20 protein-coding genes, 1 tRNA gene and 1 pseudogene are annotated in these 15990 nt (G+C 65.2%); 7 read left to right on the forward strand and 15 right to left on the reverse strand.

Going from position 1 to position 15990, the window contains the following annotated elements:
* The first annotated feature begins 213 nt into the window (after positions 1-213).
* Together P8X75_12795 and P8X75_12800 are read left to right on the forward strand one after the other, a co-directional pair.
* Positions 214-1143 carry a hypothetical protein gene (locus tag P8X75_12795; protein ID MEJ1996065.1) on the forward strand — a complete coding sequence of 310 codons (930 nt, stop codon included), beginning with the start codon at positions 214-216 and terminating at the stop codon, positions 1141-1143.
* Positions 1134-1508 carry a hypothetical protein gene (locus P8X75_12800; protein MEJ1996066.1) on the forward strand — a complete coding sequence of 125 codons (375 nt, stop codon included), beginning with the start codon at positions 1134-1136 and terminating at the stop codon, positions 1506-1508. Before P8X75_12795 ends, P8X75_12800 begins: the two co-directional genes overlap by 10 nt.
* Here the strand turns inward: P8X75_12800 and P8X75_12805 are convergent.
* On the reverse strand, positions 1505-1636 hold the full coding sequence (locus P8X75_12805) for a hypothetical protein (GenBank protein ID MEJ1996067.1): 132 nt from the start codon (positions 1634-1636) through the stop codon (positions 1505-1507). The two genes, P8X75_12800 and P8X75_12805, sit on opposite strands and share 4 nt — an antisense overlap.
* Positions 1637-1671: 35 nt before the next feature.
* Positions 1672-2277, reverse strand: a complete 606-nt coding sequence (locus P8X75_12810) for a phytanoyl-CoA dioxygenase family protein (GenBank protein MEJ1996068.1) — start codon at positions 2275-2277, stop codon at positions 1672-1674.
* Between the two features lie 261 nt (positions 2278-2538).
* Between P8X75_12810 and P8X75_12815 the strand changes: the two genes are divergently transcribed.
* Positions 2539-2946 carry a hypothetical protein gene (locus P8X75_12815; GenBank protein ID MEJ1996069.1) on the forward strand — a complete coding sequence of 136 codons (408 nt, stop codon included), beginning with the start codon at positions 2539-2541 and terminating at the stop codon, positions 2944-2946.
* Between the two features lie 30 nt (positions 2947-2976).
* Here the strand turns inward: P8X75_12815 and P8X75_12820 are convergent, their stop codons facing one another.
* The 5 genes and pseudogenes from P8X75_12820 to phnD all read right to left on the reverse strand — a co-directional run bounded on the left by P8X75_12820 (position 2977) and on the right by phnD (position 7352).
* Positions 2977-3885 (reverse strand): HAD-IIA family hydrolase, encoded by a 909-nt coding sequence (locus P8X75_12820; GenBank protein MEJ1996070.1) that lies wholly within the window; start codon positions 3883-3885, stop codon positions 2977-2979.
* Between the two features lies 1 nt (position 3886).
* Positions 3887-4702, reverse strand: a complete 816-nt coding sequence (gene phnE, locus P8X75_12825) for a phosphonate ABC transporter, permease protein PhnE (protein MEJ1996071.1) — start codon at positions 4700-4702, stop codon at positions 3887-3889.
* Positions 4702-5449 (reverse strand): annotated as a pseudogene (locus P8X75_12830) (ABC transporter permease subunit). Before P8X75_12830 ends, phnE begins: the two are co-directional and overlap by 1 nt.
* 3 nt (positions 5450-5452) lie before the next feature.
* Positions 5453-6271, reverse strand: a complete 819-nt coding sequence (gene phnC, locus P8X75_12835; GenBank protein ID MEJ1996072.1) for a phosphonate ABC transporter ATP-binding protein — start codon at positions 6269-6271, stop codon at positions 5453-5455.
* 133 nt (positions 6272-6404) lie between these two features.
* The gene (phnD, locus tag P8X75_12840; protein ID MEJ1996073.1) at positions 6405-7352 is read right to left on the reverse strand and encodes a phosphate/phosphite/phosphonate ABC transporter substrate-binding protein; all 948 of its coding nucleotides are present in this window, start codon (positions 7350-7352) and stop codon (positions 6405-6407) included.
* 248 nt (positions 7353-7600) lie between these two features.
* Here phnD and P8X75_12845 point away from each other — a divergent pair, with 248 nt between their 5' ends.
* The gene (locus P8X75_12845; GenBank protein ID MEJ1996074.1) at positions 7601-8812 is read left to right on the forward strand and encodes an argininosuccinate synthase; all 1212 of its coding nucleotides are present in this window, start codon (positions 7601-7603) and stop codon (positions 8810-8812) included.
* Positions 8813-8826: 14 nt separating this feature from the next.
* Here the strand turns inward: P8X75_12845 and P8X75_12850 are convergent, their stop codons facing one another.
* From P8X75_12850 to P8X75_12860, 3 genes are all read right to left on the reverse strand, one after another.
* A complete protein-coding gene (locus P8X75_12850) occupies positions 8827-9132 on the reverse strand; it encodes an AzlD domain-containing protein (GenBank protein ID MEJ1996075.1) in 306 nt (101 codons plus the stop codon).
* The gene (locus P8X75_12855) at positions 9129-9863 is read right to left on the reverse strand and encodes an AzlC family ABC transporter permease (GenBank protein MEJ1996076.1); all 735 of its coding nucleotides are present in this window, start codon (positions 9861-9863) and stop codon (positions 9129-9131) included. The genes P8X75_12850 and P8X75_12855 overlap by 4 nt, the downstream gene beginning before the upstream one ends.
* 68 nt (positions 9864-9931) lie before the next feature.
* Positions 9932-10639 carry an NnrU family protein gene (locus P8X75_12860; protein MEJ1996077.1) on the reverse strand — a complete coding sequence of 236 codons (708 nt, stop codon included), beginning with the start codon at positions 10637-10639 and terminating at the stop codon, positions 9932-9934.
* A gap of 84 nt (positions 10640-10723) precedes the next feature.
* Between P8X75_12860 and P8X75_12865 the strand changes: the two genes are divergently transcribed.
* Complete coding sequence (locus P8X75_12865; protein ID MEJ1996078.1) at positions 10724-11080, forward strand: DUF3253 domain-containing protein; 357 nt, start codon at positions 10724-10726, stop codon at positions 11078-11080.
* A 22-nt stretch (positions 11081-11102) separates the two neighbouring features.
* Here P8X75_12865 and P8X75_12870 read toward each other — a convergent pair whose 3' ends face one another.
* From P8X75_12870 to P8X75_12885, 4 genes are all read right to left on the reverse strand, one after another.
* Entirely contained in the window at positions 11103-11657 is a 555-nt protein-coding gene (locus P8X75_12870; GenBank protein ID MEJ1996079.1) for a DinB family protein, read from the reverse strand.
* A gap of 4 nt (positions 11658-11661) precedes the next feature.
* Positions 11662-12558, reverse strand: coding sequence for a bifunctional methylenetetrahydrofolate dehydrogenase/methenyltetrahydrofolate cyclohydrolase FolD (gene folD, locus P8X75_12875; GenBank protein MEJ1996080.1), 897 nt, complete (start codon positions 12556-12558; stop codon positions 11662-11664).
* A gap of 85 nt (positions 12559-12643) precedes the next feature.
* Entirely contained in the window at positions 12644-12961 is a 318-nt protein-coding gene (locus P8X75_12880) for a DUF167 family protein (protein MEJ1996081.1), read from the reverse strand.
* The gene (locus tag P8X75_12885) at positions 12961-13257 is read right to left on the reverse strand and encodes a YggT family protein (protein ID MEJ1996082.1); all 297 of its coding nucleotides are present in this window, start codon (positions 13255-13257) and stop codon (positions 12961-12963) included. Before P8X75_12885 ends, P8X75_12880 begins: the two co-directional genes overlap by 1 nt.
* 231 nt (positions 13258-13488) lie before the next feature.
* On the opposite strand from P8X75_12885, the gene P8X75_12890 reads away from it, so the two are divergent.
* Together P8X75_12890 and P8X75_12895 are read left to right on the forward strand one after the other, a co-directional pair.
* Positions 13489-13564, forward strand: a tRNA-Ala gene (locus P8X75_12890).
* A gap of 233 nt (positions 13565-13797) precedes the next feature.
* On the forward strand, positions 13798-14487 hold the full coding sequence (locus P8X75_12895; protein MEJ1996083.1) for a response regulator transcription factor: 690 nt from the start codon (positions 13798-13800) through the stop codon (positions 14485-14487).
* A 25-nt stretch (positions 14488-14512) separates the two neighbouring features.
* Here the strand turns inward: P8X75_12895 and P8X75_12900 are convergent, their stop codons facing one another.
* Positions 14513-15856 carry an ATP-binding protein gene (locus P8X75_12900; protein ID MEJ1996084.1) on the reverse strand — a complete coding sequence of 448 codons (1344 nt, stop codon included), beginning with the start codon at positions 15854-15856 and terminating at the stop codon, positions 14513-14515.
* Positions 15857-15990: the final 134 nt, after the last annotated feature.

Consider the following 15990-nt stretch of genomic DNA (forward strand, 5'->3'; position numbering starts at 1 on the left):
CCGTGACGCTGAGGCCAAACTCGGAGCAACGGGCCCAAAGGCGGCAACGCGATGGCGCCCTGCGCATCAAGTCTCCTATAGGATGATAAAATATGAATATATTACGCCGAACTCCCGGGGACCCTTATGATCGTCCCCCGATTCGTGAAGCGCAGAGAAAGGGGCCGCCCGATGCCAAATTTCCGACCCAGCCGCAGAGGTCTCTTCTGGCTCGTGATCATCTTCTTGCCGGTAGCTTTGTTCTTCGGGCTGGGCGCTCTGCTATGGGACAGGGTAGCACCGCCTGCGATGCGCGCACTACTTGACCAAATTCCCGCGGGCCAACTGCTTTCGCGCTTGCCAGAGAGCGAGAGACAGGAAGTCCTGAGCCAATTGGCCAGCAACCTGACGGGGCCCTGGGACGTCGACCCGGACCCGCTCATCGCCCGCATGATGAAGCCCAACAAGGAACTCAGAGTGGAAGGGCACGCCGTGCAATCCAATAACGCCGGATTGCGAAGCAGCCGCCCCTATGGCGCGAAACAAGGCGCTTACCGCATCGTGGTCCTGGGCGACTCCGTTGCGGTCGGGCAATTCGTCGCCGAAGAGGAACGCTCGTCCTACGAGCCCGACCTCGTTCTACTCTTGATGGTTCATAATGACATCCTCCCGACGGCCGGTGTGAACGGTAGCGGCCACGCATCCTTGCGGTTTTCAGCGCAAGAGCGGGCTCTTGGATCGGGCTACACCAATCCAGGAAACGTCAATCTCTTCCTCGGCACAGCCAACCTGAAGCCCGCGGCGGGGATCGCGCCAACCGGGGAAGCCCTGTGGCGGCGCGCGGCATTATCCCTGTTGCGGCTGGAGACGCTGCTGCAGGAAAGCGGTGGGAGGTTACTGATCTCCGTGCTGGACGCCAATCCCGCCTTCACTCTGAAAGCGCTGGAATCCTTCGAACGCGTTGGGCTCCAAAGTCCCGTCCTGCTCACCCGCTATCAGATGGCGAAGACCTGCCCGAACACCATCCCTCTCTGTCGCTTGAAACGGATCACCGCATCTCTCCGGCCACCGTCCGTTCCACGTTGGACAGGATCAAGGTGGCGCCGCTGCAAGAAGCGGCGGATTTCAGGCCTCCCGTCGACGAAGCGGCGGTCATGGGGTTGATGGGTGGCTTCTGGCCCGCGGACCGGCGCGACCCTTTCAGCGCCCTGCCCTTCGCTTCACCCAGAGCGATCCTGCTATTGCGCCGCAAGACCGGCGCCCAACGCGTCCATGCGGAGATAGATGTACCTGCGCGCCCGGAGCTCTTTCCTTTCGATCTGACCCTAAAGGTGAACGGCGTTAGCGCAGCGCACTTGCGGCTCGGGTCGGTCGAGGAGGCGGGTCTGCATGAACTCAGCGGCGCGATCACGCCCAACCCTGTAAACGATGGGGTGGTCGAGCTCGTCTTTCAGGCGGCGACGAGCTACGCCACAATCAACGATGGGACAATGAAGAGCTTCCGTCCGCGGCGGGTCTGGCAGGATTAGGTGGCGCTGTCGTAGACCGCGTGCTTCAGGCGCTCGGCCTCCGCCTGGTGGGCGATCAGCGCGGGATCGAAGTCGGTTGTGAAGGCCGGCTCCGGCGCGAAATGGCCGAAGCGGTCCTGGCCGCGCACCAGCGTCGCGCCTTCGCTGTCCGTGAAGAGCTGCTTTACCGAGGGCGCCAGGAGCGGTTGGGTCCCGAGCCGTGCATCAGCCAGCCGTGATGCAGGGAAGCCTCGCCCGGCCGCAACTCAGCAGCAATGATCTCGGCCTCGGGGATTTCCGCATCCACGGTCTGGCCCCGGTGAAGGATGTTGTCGTCGCTGCGCCCGTCGCGATGCGCGATCTTGCCGCCCCGGTGGGACCCGGGCCAGAACTGCATGCAGCCGCTCTCCAGCGTCGCCGGGGAGAGCGCGATCCAGGCGGTCACCAACTGGTCGGAGGAAAGCCCCCAATAGGTCAGATCCTGATGCCAAGAGACCTTCTTGGCGCTGCCCGGCTCCTTGATCACATAAGCTGAATCCCAGAGCAGGATATCGGGACCGATCAACGCCTCCACGGCGTCGAGCAGGCGCGGATGGCGGCCCAGTGCGTTGGCCGACGAAAATAGGAAATAGGGCTTGGTCCTGTAGTGCAGGGGGCCGAGCTTCGCCTCGGCCTGCTCCAAGGCCCGCCGGTGCGAAAGGGCTTCCGCCTCGCTCATGAGCGGGACGGGCGACAGATACCCCTCACGCCGATAGAACTCCGCATCCAGAGCACCGTTGGTCATGGTCATCTGCACCCTCCCGAACGGCGGCGAACCGCCAGCGGCTTTGGCTTTTCCAGGTCAGAAAATCAGACGTGGAGGCGGTTGTCTTGCCGCTTCACGCCCTTCAAATGGCGTTAAGACCAAAGTTGCCGGAGCGCCGGGACACCTTCTGACGGCCCAGGCGGGCTTGCCGGAAAACTCCCCATTGCCGCCACTTTCCAGCCATGAAGCGGGACCCCAATGAAGGCTCCTCTCCCAGGATGACGCCGCAAGGAAGGAGTTTCAGCCATGATCCGCAAACGCATCCTGAGCCGCCTGCCCCTCTCTCTTCTCTTCGCCGGCCTTGTGGCCGGGGTCGCCATTCCCTTCGCAGCGAGCATCGCGTCCGCATCGGCTTCGGAGATCGTCATGCGCTCCCCGAACAGGGCGCCGGTGAACGTCAACGTCAGCTTCAATGCGCAGATTCCCATGGTGGATACCTCGGAGGAGGCTCTGGCCGAGGCGCAGGCGCAGATGCGACGCAGCTTCTACCGCATGGCGCGTCAGGAGTGCGACCAACTGCTGGCCGAGATCGCCGAGACCTGCAGCCTCATCCACCTGAACGTCAACACCTCGATCCAGAACTACAACAACCAGCAGCCGCCCATGATGAACGCCAACTCCAACGCGGGCTACGCCATCACCCTGAAGCCCTAAGACCCTGAGGCCCTTAGGCAAGCGCCGGCCTCAGATGGAGTCGGTGACGAAGTCCGGCGAAAGCCCGCTGCGTTCGATGAGCGCGGCCACGTCCAAGCCCCTGTAGAGGCCATGACCGGTGACCAGCACCGTGCCCCAACCCTGAGCGGCCCCGCCCAGAATGTCGGTGTGGAGAGTGTCGCCGACCATGCAGACGCGGTCCGCCGCCACCCCGCGCCGCGCCAGCTCCGCGGAGGCCAGCTCGAAGACCTCCGGGTAGGGCTTTCCGTAGAAGGAGGGCGCGGCGAGCCCGGCGTCGGCCAGCAGGTGGGCGTAGTGGCCCGGCTCGGCGGAGAAGCCCCACTCACGCGGGGCGACGAGATCGGGGTTGCCAACCAGGAGCGGCCGTGGCCGTTCGGCCAGCGCAGCGGCCAGCCGCGCCTGCCGCTCATCGTTCCAGTCAATGCTGGAGAGCAGAACGAAGCCCTCGGCGCGGCGATAGTCTTCCGGGTCCTCGCCCAGAATCGAAAAGGGCGTGCCGAACTGCTCCAGTTCGGAGGCTTCGGTGGCGGCGAAGCCCCAGAGCCCGACGTCTTCTTCTTCCGCCAGCGCCAGGGCCAGGGCGTCGCGGCTTGAGATCACCTCGCGGCGCGTCAGCGGCAGGCCCATCTTTGCGTACTTCGCTGCCGTGGCCTCCCCCGGCGTGGTCGCGCCGTTGGTCACGACCAGCACCGTCTTGCCCAGCGCCTGAAGCCCGGCGATGCCGTCCGCGGCGCCCGCGATGGCGGTCTCGCCCACGTTGATCACGCCGAAGGCGTCCAGCACGAAGCCGTCATAGCGCTCGGCCAGCGCGCCCAGCCCCTCGACCAACTGCGCCGCCCCCTCGGCGCGCGCCGAGGGCAGGCGCGGGCGCACCTGCTCATAGCGCTCGAAGGCCCAGAGAGCGTCGAAGCCCGTCATGTCAGATGATGGCGTGGCGCACCTTGGCGGAGACCCACTCGCTCAGCACGACGGTCGCCAGGATGACCAGAATGATGAGGGTGACCTGCGGCCAGGCGAGCACGTTGAGGGAGGCTTGGAGCTGCAACCCGATCCCGCCCGCGCCGACCAGCCCGAGGATGGTGGATTCGCGGATGTTGATGTCCCAGCGGAAAACCGAGATGCCGAAGAAGGCCGGCAGCACCTGGGGCACGATCGCGTAGTCCATCACCTGCCAGGAACTGCCGCCGGTCGCGGTGACGGCCTCGACCTGCGACTCGTCGATCTCCTCGATGGCCTCATAGAGCAGCTTGGCGACGAAGCCGATGGAGCGCAGCCCGATGGCGATCACCCCCGCCAGCAGGCCCGGGCCGATGATCGAAACCAGCAGCAGCGCCCAGATCAGCGAATTGATCGAGCGGGAGGACACGATGATCAAGAGCGCGATGGGCCGCACGAAGGTGGCCGAGGGGGTGGTGTTGCGCGCCGCCAGGAAGGCGACCGGCACGGCGATGATAATGCCGAGCAGCGTTCCCAGGGTCGCGATGTTGAGGGTATCCCAAAGCGGCAGCAGCAGCTTGTCGATGTAGCTCCAGCGCGGCGGCAGCATCCGCGATCCGATGTCGGCGGCCTGGCGCGGCGCGTCGGTGACGAAGGCCCAGATCGTGGTCTGGGTCATGACCTCCCAGGAAAAGACGAAGAGCGCGACCAGCAGGAGCCAGCCGCCCCAGAGCGCCCACTGCTGCTTGCTGGTGCGCTTCTGCCAGAGCTTTTTGCCGTCTGCTTGAGCGATCGGCATCACTGCACCCACTTGCGCACGAAGCCGGAGGAGTATTCCGCCAGCATCACGATCACGATGATGATGATCAGGATCGCGCCCGCGGAATCGAACTCATAGCGGTCGATGGCGGTGTTCAGCGTCGCGCCGATGCCGCCCGCGCCCACGATGCCGATGACGGCCGACTCCCGGAAGTTGATGTCGAAACGGTAGAGCGAGAGCCCGATCAGGCGCGGCATGACCTGCGGCTGGATCGCGTAGTTGATCAACTGCCACCAGGACGCGCCGGTGGCGCGCACGGCCTCGGCCTGGCTCTCGTCGATGTCCTCCGGCGAAGGGCCCGAAGCCGAACATGGCCACGAAGAAGATCGCGATGATGATCTCCTGCAAGGAGCGGGAGACGGCGATGATCGCGCGGCAGACCGCATAGACCGGCAGAGGGGCGATGTTGCGCGCCGCGCCGATGCCGATGGGCACGGAGATCAGAACGCCGATGACCGTCGAGGTGACGGTCATGGTGAGGCTCTCGACCAAGCCCTGCCAGATATCGCCCCAGCGGCTGGTGAAGTCGGGAACCAGGAAGCCCTCGATGAAGCGCCAGCCGCGGTCGAGGCCGTCATAGACGCGCAGCCAGTTGACCTCCAGGGTCGAGATGGCGGCGATCAGATAGACGATGGTCCCGGTGAAGATGATGACGCGCCAGCGCGGATCCTTGATCAGGATCGGCGGGCGCTTCCACCGGCGCGGCTGGCTGGCGTTTCCGGCCATGGATCAGGACAGCCCCGCCATGCGTTCTTCCTGGAGACGGTCGGCCTCCTCGTCTTCCTCGCTGGCCTTCTGCATCGCGGTCCAGTCCTCCTCGCCGTAGATCTCGGTCAGGACCTTGTCGTCCAGGTCGCCCGGCGGGCCGTCGAAGACCACCTGACCGGCGCGCAGGCCGATGATCCGGTCGCTGAAGGCCTGGGCCAGAGGCACGTCGTGGATGTTGATGATGGCCGGGAGCCCGCGCTCCTCGCAGACTTCCTTGATGAGCCGCATGATCTGGCGCGAGGTCTTGGGGTCGAGCGAAGCCGTCGGCTCGTCGACCAGCAGCAGTTCGGGGTCCTGTTCAAGCGCGCGGGCGATGCCGACGCGCTGGCGCTGACCGCCCGAGAGAGCGTCGGCGCGCTTGTCCGCGTGGTCGGAGAGTCCGACCCGCTCCAGCAGCTGGAAGGCCTTGTCGAAGTCCTTCTGGTCGAAACGCCGGGTGAAGGATCGCCAGAAGGATACGTAGCCCAGACGCCCGGAGAGCACGTTCTCCATGACCGTCAGGCGCTCCACCAGCGCGTACTCCTGAAAGATCATGCCGATGCGCCGGCGCACCCGGCGCAGGTCGCCGCGCGACATCTTGGTGATGTCTACGTCGTTCAGGAAGATGGCGCCCTTGGTCGGCTCGACCAGCCGGTTGACGCAACGGATCAAGGTCGACTTGCCCGCCCCGGATGGGCCGATAAGCCCGACGACCTGCCCGGCCGGCACCTCGAAGGAGACGTCGGTCAGCGCACGGTCGCCCGTCTTGTAGGTCTTGGTGAGGTTTTGAACCTTGAGCAAGGATGTCCCCCGTTCGGCGCTTGCCCCAAGAACGAAAGGCGGAGGCGGCCCGGCGTCCTGCCGGAAAGCCGCCTCCGACCCTCATTCGGGATGAGTGCCCTTTAGCGTTTACCTCGAAAGAGGCAGCCGCCGGTCACTGGCACTCGTACGAAACGCCGTTGGCGGCGTCGATCTTGCGGATCACTTCCCAATGCCCCTTGAAGGTGATGGGAACGAACTGCGCCTCACCGGACTTGGAGAACTCCTCCTCCAGGGCCGAACCCTCCCAGGGGAAGGTGAAGAAGGCTTCCTGGATCTTCTCCTGAAGTTCCGGCTTCAGGTTGTAGGCGATGCCGTAACCCGTGGTCGGGAAGGTCTGCGACTTGTAGATCGAGACCACCTGGTCGGCCTTGATCACATCGCGGTCGATCATACGGCGCAGCACGGAATTGGCGATCGCGGCGGCGGGATAGTCCTTGTTGGCCACGCCCAGGATCGAGTTGTCGTGCTTCCCGGAGAAGACCGGCTCGAAGTCTTCGCCCGCGGTGAAGCCGTAATCCGCCTTCAGGATCGCCGAGGGCGCCTTGAAACCGGAGTTCGAGGTCTCGGAGGTGAAGGCGAGCTGCTTGCCCTTGATGTCCTCGACCGTCTCGATGCCGGAGCCGGGATAGGTCAGGATTTCCATCTCATACCCGAAGGAGCCGTCGGCGGCCGCCATCATGGCGAAGGGACGGAAGCCCGCGCAGGCCACGGCCAGCGGATTGGACCCGGTGTTGAAGCCCGCGATGTGCAGACGCCCGGCGCGCATGGCCTCGATCTGGGCCGCGTTGGACTGCACGGGGAAGAACTGAACGTCCTTGCCGGTCAACTCTTCCATGTGCTGCAGGAAACCGTCCCACACCTTCGCGTAAACGGCCGGATCCTCGACCGGCGTATAGGCGAAGATCAGCGTGTCGGGATCGACCTGCTGGCTCGGATCGCTGGGGATGTCGGCGATCAGGTCGCCGTCGTTGTCGGTGAAGCGGGAGTCGAGCATGAACTCGGCCTGAACCGGAAAGCTCATGATGAGACCGGCCAAAAGGGCCATGGTGAAGCGAATCATTGTGAAGAAGCCTCCTTGGTTTTGCGTTTCCCGTGATCGGACCCCGAGCTTGCCCGGGCGCACGTTCAGCCGTGCTTATAGGGTGAGCATTACAGTTTAATGTCACTTTGATGTCACTCTGAAAATGGCCCCGAAGGCTGGCTTTTAGGGAGATTCTTCGCCGCATGGCGGCCCGCTCTTGCCCGGCGGGCCGCTTTGCCTATACTCCGCCACCGCTAGACAAGGCTTCTTCCCAGAGGATTCATTCGATGAGCGACATCAAGCGCGTAGTGCTGGCCTATTCGGGCGGACTCGACACCTCCGTCATCCTGAAATGGCTTCAGGAAACCTATGGCTGCGAGGTGGTGACCTTCACCGCGGACCTCGGCCAGGGCGAGGAGCTTGAGCCCGCGCGCAAGAAAGCCGAGATGCTGGGCATCAAGCCCGAGCACATCTTCATCGAGGACCTGCGCGAGACCTTCGTGAAGGACTACGTCTTCCCGATGTTCCGCGCCAACGCGGTCTACGAGGGCGTCTACCTTCTCGGCACCTCCATCGCGCGGCCGCTGATCGCCAAGCGTCAGATTGAGATCGCCGAGCAGGTCGGGGCTGACGCCGTCTGTCACGGCGCGACCGGCAAGGGCAACGATCAGGTGCGCTTCGAGCTGGGCTACTACGCGCTGAAGCCGGACATCAAGGTGATCGCCCCCTGGCGCGAATGGGACCTGACCAGCCGCACCAAGCTGATCGACTTCGCCGAGAGCCACCAGATCCCCATCGCCAAGGACAAGCGCGGCGAAGCGCCCTTCTCTGTCGACGCGAACCTTCTGCACATCTCCGCCGAGGGCAAGGTGCTGGAAGACCCCTGGGAGGCGCCGGAGGAGTACGTCTTCTCCCGCTCGGTCTCGCCGGAGGATGCGCCGGACCAGCCCACCACTGTCGAGATCGAGTTCGACAAGGGCGATGCGGTGGCGATCGACGGCGAGCGCCTCTCGCCCGCGTCCCTTCTGACGAAGCTCAACAAGCTCGGCGGGGACAACGGGATCGGCCGCTTGGACCTGGTCGAAGGCCGCTTCGTCGGCATGAAGTCGCGCGGTGTCTACGAGACGCCGGGCGGCTCGATCCTGATCGTCGCGCACCGCGCCATGGAATCGATCACGCTCGACCGGGGCGCCATGCACCTGAAGGACGAGCTGATGCCGCGTTACGCGGAGTTGATCTACAACGGCTTCTGGTTCTCGCCCGAGCGCGAGATGCTCCAGGCCCTGATCGACCGCAGCCAGGAGAAAGTCAGCGGCACGGTCCGCCTGAAGCTTTACAAGGGCAACGTGATCGTGGAGGGCCGCAAGTCGCCCTACAGCCTCTATTCCATGGAGCACGTGACCTTCGAGGAGGATTCGGTCTACGACCAGCGCGACGCCGAGGGCTTCATCAAGCTGAACGCGCTGCGCCTGCGCCTGCTCAACCGCCAGAAGGGCTAGAGGCGAAAGAAGAGCTAAAGCCCGAGAAGCGCGCGGAAGGCGACGACCGAGGCGACGCCCCCGATCACGGCGACCAGGATCGGCAGCCGCCAGGCGAGCAGCAGCGTCGTCACGGCGGCCAGGGCCTCGGCTGGCCCCTGAAGCAGGATCGTCGGCGCGATCACGGCCATCAGCACCGCGCCCGGCACCGCCTCCAACGCCGCCGCCAGACGGCCCTTCAGCGTCATGCGCGCGATCATCCAGAACCCGAGGACGCGCGTCAGGTAGGTGACGCCCGCCATGCCGAGAATGGTGACGAAGACCTGCCAGTCGAGGGTCATGACGGCAGCGCCCCCTCAGCGCGCGGCGGCTTGCCCTTGGCCGGGAAGACCGCCCCGGTGAGCGCCCCCGCGATCCCGCCCAGCAGGATGTACCAGACGCCCTCGACCGCGCCGTAGGCGAACGCGGCGACCGCCGCGCTGACCGCCCAGGGCAGAAGGCTGCGCCACTCCACATAGAAGGAACGGATCAGGCAGAGGAAAACGGCCGCGAATGCGAAGTCGAAACCGTAGCGCGCCGGATCCTCGATGAAGCCGCCCGCCCGGTAGCCGAGCGCCGTGAAGAGCAGCCAGCCGATGTAGAAGGTCGCGGCGACGGCGAAGTAGAAGCTGGCGGTCAAGGGCCCGCGCGTTCGCTTCTGCAGGGCCAGCGCCCAGACCTCGTCGGCCATGAAGAAAAGCGCCAGATGGCTCTTCGCGCGGCCCCAACCCCGCAGAGAGGGCGCGAGTGCGGCACCCATCAGCACATGCCGCAGGTTCACGATCAGGGTGGCCAGCACCAGGGTCATGATCGCCGGAGGCGCGCTCCAGATCTCAACCGCGACGAACTGCGCGCTGCCGGCGAAGACCAGCGCCGCCATCAAGCTGGTCTCCAGCGCGGAGAGACCCGCCTGGTTGGCGAGCGTGCCCCAAAGCAGGGCGAAGGGCAGCACCGAGACGATCAGCGGCAGGGCGTAGCCCGCGCCTTCGCGCAGTTCTTGCAGGAGTCCGGGTTCCGGGCGCGCGTTTTCCATGCGACCAAGGCTAGCTCAAGGATTAGGTCAGCAGCACTGCCGTTTCGTCATGGCGGCCTTGCAAGCGGTCAAACGCCCGCCATCGGCAGGGGAGAGACGCCGATCACCCAGCGGTGCGACAGCAAGAGCGCGAGGAACACGACCAGCGCCAGCAGCGGCCGCCACCAGCCGATCCCGGCCCAATCCATGGAGGTGCGCCCGCTCACGAGGGCGGCGAAGGGTATGGCGCTGGTGGTCATCTGGATCGGTCCCCAGGACGGCCCCATGGAGGCCGCGCGCCGCGCGTCGATGTGCGCCATCCCGCCCAGGCAGAGGATCAGCATGCCGATCAGCCGGATGATCGCCGCGGCATCGCCGTTGTCCAGCAGGTGCGCCAGGGCCCAAAGGGCCACACCCCAGAGGAAGGGATGCCGTGTCACGCGCAGGATGCCGCTGTTGGGTACGTTCGGGTCGGGCTGGTCGAACTGGTCCCCGCCCACGGCGGTGGGGCTGCGCGTCGTGACCCCGGCCACCACCAGGAAGACCGCGACCGGCATGATCACCAGCGTTATGTGGGAAAAGAAGGCTGGCGGGCTCCAGACCTCGATATAGGGGGCGTTTTTGTAGGCGAGCACGATCCAGGCCAGCGTGGCGGCCGCGACCGCGCTGTAGGCGATACGGAAGCCGCCGTTGCCGAGCCGCTCCACCAGGTTCTCGCGCATCGCGCGCGACGACAGCAGGAAGTGACCGCCCACGAACGCCAGGACCGCCAGTATCAGTTGATTGAGTTCGATCATCTTCGGCGCCCTACGCCCGCCCCCATTCAATGGCCCGCCCGATGGCCTATCGCCAGGCGGCGCGGGCCATGTTAGGAAAGCGCGATGAAAGACGAAACCCATAAAGAAGAGCCGCCGCGCGACGATCCTCTGGCCGAGACCATTCTCATGCTCCTGGCCGAGGCCGGACCGGAAGCCAGCATTGATCCGAACCAGGCCGCGCGCGCCTATGCGGAGACCAAGCGCAAGAAGAAGGACCCGCCGGACCTGTGGCGGCGCTATGTCAACGCGGCCAATCAGCAGGCCCTGCACCTGGCCCGTCAGGAGCGCATCGTGATCCTGCGGAGAGGCCAACCCGTGAACCCCAACAAGCCCATCAAGGGACTGATCCGCCTCGCCCTGCCCCGTCCGGGCCTGGAAGTGCCTGCGCTCGACGAGGAAGCCGACGAGGGCCTGGACTGACCGGCGATTGGCCGGCGCGGCTTTAGCGCCAGATATCCGCCTCGGTCAGGCCGAATGCCTCCAGGAACTCCGCCCTGTTGTCCAGATCGTCGGCGAGAAAGAACTCGTCGAACTGGGGCGGCGCGACCGAGGTCGGCGAAAGCAGGCCATGGACCTGGCCGCGATGATGGATCTGGTGCTGGAACAGATGCTGCAGGACCCGCAAGGCTGAGTCGTACTGCTCATATCCCTCACGCTCCATGGTCACGACCTTGTCGAGATCGGCGAGGCTGAGGCCCCGGCAAAAGGCCATCAGTTCTCTGTCGGACTCGCCTTGGGCCGCGCCCAGCAGCTCGGCGCTGTCCAGGCCGCTTGCGGTCCTGACGCTCCGGCCCTGACCGCCCTCCTTCAGCGCGTCGATGTAGAAGCGGTCGACCTCCAGGATGTGCTCCAGCGTCAGGCGGATCGAGCCGAAGAAGCTTTCGCGCTTGCGTTCGTACTCTTCCGGACTGAGCGCCCGGCAGGCCTTGTAGAGCCGGTGGTTGGCCCAGGCGTTGTTGCAGGCTTGAGCGTGCAGGGTGCCCAGCAGTTCCGGCACGGGCCTAAAGCTCCGGATCCTCGAGACCCGCCGCGCGGTAGGCGGCCGTCACGCAGTTGGCCAGCAGGCAGGCGATGGTCATGGGCCCGACGCCGCCGGGAACCGGGGTGATCGCGCCGGCCACCTCGGCGGCCCCGGCGAACTCCACGTCGCCGACCAGCCGCGCCTTGCCGTCGCCTGTGCCGCTCTCGACCCTGTTGATGCCGACGTCGATTACGGTGGCGCCCGGCTTGATCCAGTCGCCCTTGACCATCTCGGGCCGTCCCACGGCGGCGATCACGATGTCGGCCTGCCGGCAGACGCCGGGAAGGTCGGCCGTCCGGGAGTGGGCGATGGTCACGGTGGCGTTGGCGCCGAGCAGCAGCTGTGCCATGGGCTTACCAACAATGTTCGAGCGCCCCACGACCACCGCGTTCTTGCCCGAGAGGTCGCCGTGACGGTCCAGCAGCAGCATCAGGCAGCCCAGCGGCGTGCAGGGCACCATGGGCTTGCCCGCCCCGGTCATGAGCCGGCCGGCGTTCACCACGTGGAAGCCGTCCACGTCCTTCTCGGGCAGGATCGTGTTGATCACCGCGTTGGCGTCGATCTGCTTGGGCAGGGGAAGCTGCACCAGGATGCCGTGAACGCCGTCATCGGCATTGAGCTGCTCGACCAGGGCCAGCAGGTCCTCCTGCGAGGTGTCGGGCGAGAGGCGGTGTTCGAAGGACTCCATGCCGCACTCGACCGTCTGCTTGGCCTTGTTGCGGACATAGACCTGGCTGGCCGGGTCTTCGCCCACCAGCACCACGGCGAGGCCGGGCGTAACGCCCTTCTCCGCCTTCAGGGCGGCAACCTTCTCGGCCACGCGGGCGCGCAGGCCCGCTGCGAATGCCTTGCCGTCGATAATCTTGTCGTCGCTCATTTCCCCAGCCCCCTTGTGCGTACAGTCGCTCCTTGATGCCAGCCGCGCGCGGCCAGGCCTTTCCCGAAAGCGCCGCAGATAGCCGTCATGACGACAGCAGCACCTCAAGCCGTGCGCTGAGCGCATCGGGATCGCCCTCGAGCCGCAGGGTTTTCTCCCGTGCGCTCTCTCCTGCCGTGATCCTGATGCGGCTCTTGGCCAACCCCAGCTCCTTTGAGAGCAGCTTCAAGAGAGCGGCGTTGGCCTTCCCGCCCTCGGGCGGCGCCGTCACGCGCGCTTCCATAAAGAAGTGGCCGCCGGCGCCTTCTCGCAGGCCGCCGAGTTCCGCGCGCGACGCCCCCGGCTGCAGGCGGACGAAAAGCTCCAAACCCTCCGCGCCACGGCGATAGGGCTTGGCGGTCATCAGAGGCTCAAGAGCAGGTTGATGAGCATGCGCTGCAAGAAGATCAGCGCCAGGATCAAGACGATGGGAGAGATATCGATGCCGCCGAGGTTGGGCAGGATACGGCGGATCGGACCCAGCGCAGGCTCGGTGACCCGGTAGAGGAAATCGCCGATCATCCGGACGATGTCGTTGCGGGTGTTGATCACGTTGAAGGCCACAAGCCAGGACAGGATCGCCATGGCGATCACCATCCAGATGTAGATATCGATCGCAATAAGGATGACCTGCAGAAGCGGTTCGAGAACGATGTTCATGGTCGCCGGTTGCCCTTCAAGCTTGGTTCCGGCCCCGGCAAAGGGGCCGCGGGATTAAGGCCTCGCGTGATTTGCGCCCATAAGCTAGCCGCCGCCCGGCGGGTCGGCAAGGGTCCCTGCGGCGAGACGGCGTTCGAGCCCCAGAGGAGCGCTTGACAGGCCCTGCCGCTTGCCCCCATATTCCGCCCGCTCGAAGGCAGCCTCGCAAGGCCCATCGGGCCATCCCGGTAAGGGGCCGTAGCTCAGTTGGGAGAGCGCAGCAATCGCACTGCTGAGGTCAGGGGTTCGACTCCCCTCGGCTCCACCAATTTCCCTCTCAAGCGGACCAGGCGATTAAGGCGGGTGAACTGGCTCCACCCGGGCGCGACTCTTCATATCACGCCTGACGTCACGGGACGCCGTGCCATTTAACAGAGCTATATAATATTTGTTACGTGCATAGCTTTTCTTTCGGTAAAGATATCCTTTAAACTATTGAGACATAATGCATCGGATTGAAATCCGAACCGGCGAAAGCTCCCGTTTTAAGGTTGAGGGACCGTGAAGAAACCGCTCATCTGGATCGTCGAAGACGATCGGGACATCACCGACTTGGTGACGGCCTATCTGCGCCGCGAAGGCTTCGACCTCGAGGTCTTCCACAAGGGCGAGGCGATGGTCGAGCGCCTGGGTGACACGCTGCCTTCTCTCTTTCTGGTCGACCTTTCCCTGCCCGACAGCGACGGCATCACCCTGACCCGCAAGATCAGGGCGACCACGGACCGCCCCATCTTGCTGGTGACGGGCCGGGGCGGCCTCGAAGACAGGGTCAAGGGATTGGACGCCGGCGCCGATGACTACATCCTGAAACCCTTCGAGCTGGCTGAGCTCTCCGCGCGGGTGCGCAGCAATCTGCGGCGCGTCGCGCCGGAGGAGCGCACACCCAAGAGCGCGCGCCTGGAGGGCTTCGAGTTGGACGGCGTGGCGGGGTCGCTGCGCTACTCCGACCGCGAGGTGCCGCTGACCGACAAGGAGGCCTCGATCCTGGGTTATCTGCTGAGCAATCCGGACCGGGAGATTCCGCGCGACGAGATCTGCCTCTTCCTCAACGGCAACAACTGGGACGGCGCCGACCGTTCGCTGGACGTCTACCTCTGCCGGATCCGCAACAAGATGAAGGACCTGAAGCCCGGCTTCAGCGGCATCAAGACGGTGCGCGGCGTGGGCTACAAGCTGACCACGAACGGCTGACGGCCAAGGCTTCCAGCGCGGCCGCCTAAGAGGCTTCGAGTTCCGCCAGTTCTGCCTCGAGGTCGTCGTTCTTGCCCGCCGCTTCCTCCATTTCCCGCTGACGCTCGCGTACCTGCTCGTAGACCTTGGGCGTGGGCAGCAGGAGGTGGATCGTCGTGCCCTCTCCGATCACGCTGTCGATGCTGCAGTCGCCGCCGCACTGCCGCACGAACCCGATCACCATGGAAAGCCCCAGGCCGGTGCCGCGCCCCGTCTCCTTCGTGGTGAAGAAGGGGTCGAAGGCGCGCTTGACCACGTCCTCGGGCATGCCGCTGCCGTTGTCCGAGACGGAGACCCGCACGTAGTCGCCGGGCAGGAGCACGGGTTCACGCTTTCGCGCCTCGGACTCCGAGAAATGAACCGTCTTCGTGGAAATGCGGATACGACCGTTCGGCCCCATGGCCTCGCGCGCGTTCAGCAAAAGGTTCAGAAGGACGCCCTTGAACTGTTCCAGGTCGACTGCGACCTCCTGGTCGAGCGGCGCAGGGTCCACCTCGATATGCGCGGCCTGCTTTATCGCGGGGCGCGCGAACTCCACCGCGCGGTCAATCATGGCCGAGACCCGCAAGGTCTTGACGTCCAGTTCCTGCTGACGGGCGTAGGCGAGCAGCTGGCGGCTGAGACTCGCCCCCTGCTTGGCGGCGTTCAGCACGCGCTCGGTCATGCGCTCCAGGACAGCGGGGTCCTCGCCCGTCAGCTTCAAGAGCTCCGCATTGCCGTGGATCACCATCAGCAGGTTGTTGAACTCATGGGCCACGCCGCCGGTCAGGATCGACAGAGAGCGCGCCTTTTCCATCTCGGAGAGCATCTGCTGGGACTTGCGGTCGGCGATGGAGCGGCGCAGCGCCTCGCGGCGCGCGTCCCGTTCGGCCTCCAGCAGCAGCAGGAGCATCTCGTGGGCCTTGGCATCCGCCTCCGCCCGCCGCTGGGCTTCGATGCGGCCTTCCTTTTCCAGGTCCAGCATGCGCTCGGTCATGCGCCCTTCCGAACGCAGGGTCGCGAAGACCGCAAAGGCGAGAAGCCCGCCGATCGCAGCGGAGGCATAGATGATCAATTTGATCATCTCCGTCTCGTCGCCGTGGATGCGCCGGATCCAGGAGCTGTCGGTGTAGAGCATCGTGGAGATGTCCCTGACCAGGGGCAGCAAACGCTCGCTGTCGGCGATCATCTCAAGGGCCCAGTCCTTTGTGATTCCGCTGTCCAGGTAGCTGAGGTAGAGCCTCTCGGAGATTTGCTTGATCTCTTCCAGGGGATCGCCGTCGAGCTCGGAGAAGGTTCGCACCATCGCGCGGCCATAGGATCCCTCGCCCAGCAGATTGACGCGGCTCATGAAGATCTCGAAGCGCGTGGCGGCCAGCGCGCGGTAGCGCTCAACCTCTTCGGGCGTACCTGCTCGGCTTCCTGATGGCCGATCTCATGGGCGAGGAGCAGGGTCTTCTACAAACTCGAGACCGAACTGCAGAA

Source organism: Limibacillus sp. (assembly GCA_037379885.1).
Lineage (GTDB): Bacteria > Pseudomonadota > Alphaproteobacteria > Kiloniellales > CECT-8803 > JARRJC01.

Bases quoted from the DNA above. Each gene is read 5' to 3' on its own strand.
- P8X75_12800 (MEJ1996066.1), top strand. From the start codon at position 1,134: ATGGGGTTGATGGGTGGCTTCTGGCCCGCGGACCGGCGCGACCCTTTC.
- P8X75_12810 (MEJ1996068.1), bottom strand. From the start codon at position 2,277: ATGACCATGACCAACGGTGCTCTGGATGCGGAGTTCTATCGGCGTGAG.
- P8X75_12815 (MEJ1996069.1), top strand. From the start codon at position 2,539: ATGATCCGCAAACGCATCCTGAGCCGCCTGCCCCTCTCTCTTCTCTTC.
- P8X75_12820 (MEJ1996070.1), bottom strand. From the start codon at position 3,885: ATGACGGGCTTCGACGCTCTCTGGGCCTTCGAGCGCTATGAGCAGGTG.
- phnE (MEJ1996071.1), bottom strand. From the start codon at position 4,702: ATGCCGATCGCTCAAGCAGACGGCAAAAAGCTCTGGCAGAAGCGCACC.
- phnD (MEJ1996073.1), bottom strand. From the start codon at position 7,352: ATGATTCGCTTCACCATGGCCCTTTTGGCCGGTCTCATCATGAGCTTT.
- P8X75_12845 (MEJ1996074.1), top strand. From the start codon at position 7,601: ATGAGCGACATCAAGCGCGTAGTGCTGGCCTATTCGGGCGGACTCGAC.
- P8X75_12850 (MEJ1996075.1), bottom strand. From the start codon at position 9,132: ATGACCCTCGACTGGCAGGTCTTCGTCACCATTCTCGGCATGGCGGGC.
- P8X75_12855 (MEJ1996076.1), bottom strand. From the start codon at position 9,863: ATGGAAAACGCGCGCCCGGAACCCGGACTCCTGCAAGAACTGCGCGAA.
- P8X75_12860 (MEJ1996077.1), bottom strand. From the start codon at position 10,639: ATGATCGAACTCAATCAACTGATACTGGCGGTCCTGGCGTTCGTGGGC.
- P8X75_12865 (MEJ1996078.1), top strand. From the start codon at position 10,724: ATGAAAGACGAAACCCATAAAGAAGAGCCGCCGCGCGACGATCCTCTG.
- folD (MEJ1996080.1), bottom strand. From the start codon at position 12,558: ATGAGCGACGACAAGATTATCGACGGCAAGGCATTCGCAGCGGGCCTG.
- P8X75_12880 (MEJ1996081.1), bottom strand. From the start codon at position 12,961: ATGACCGCCAAGCCCTATCGCCGTGGCGCGGAGGGTTTGGAGCTTTTC.
- P8X75_12885 (MEJ1996082.1), bottom strand. From the start codon at position 13,257: ATGAACATCGTTCTCGAACCGCTTCTGCAGGTCATCCTTATTGCGATC.
- P8X75_12900 (MEJ1996084.1), bottom strand. From the start codon at position 15,856: ATGAGCCGCGTCAATCTGCTGGGCGAGGGATCCTATGGCCGCGCGATG.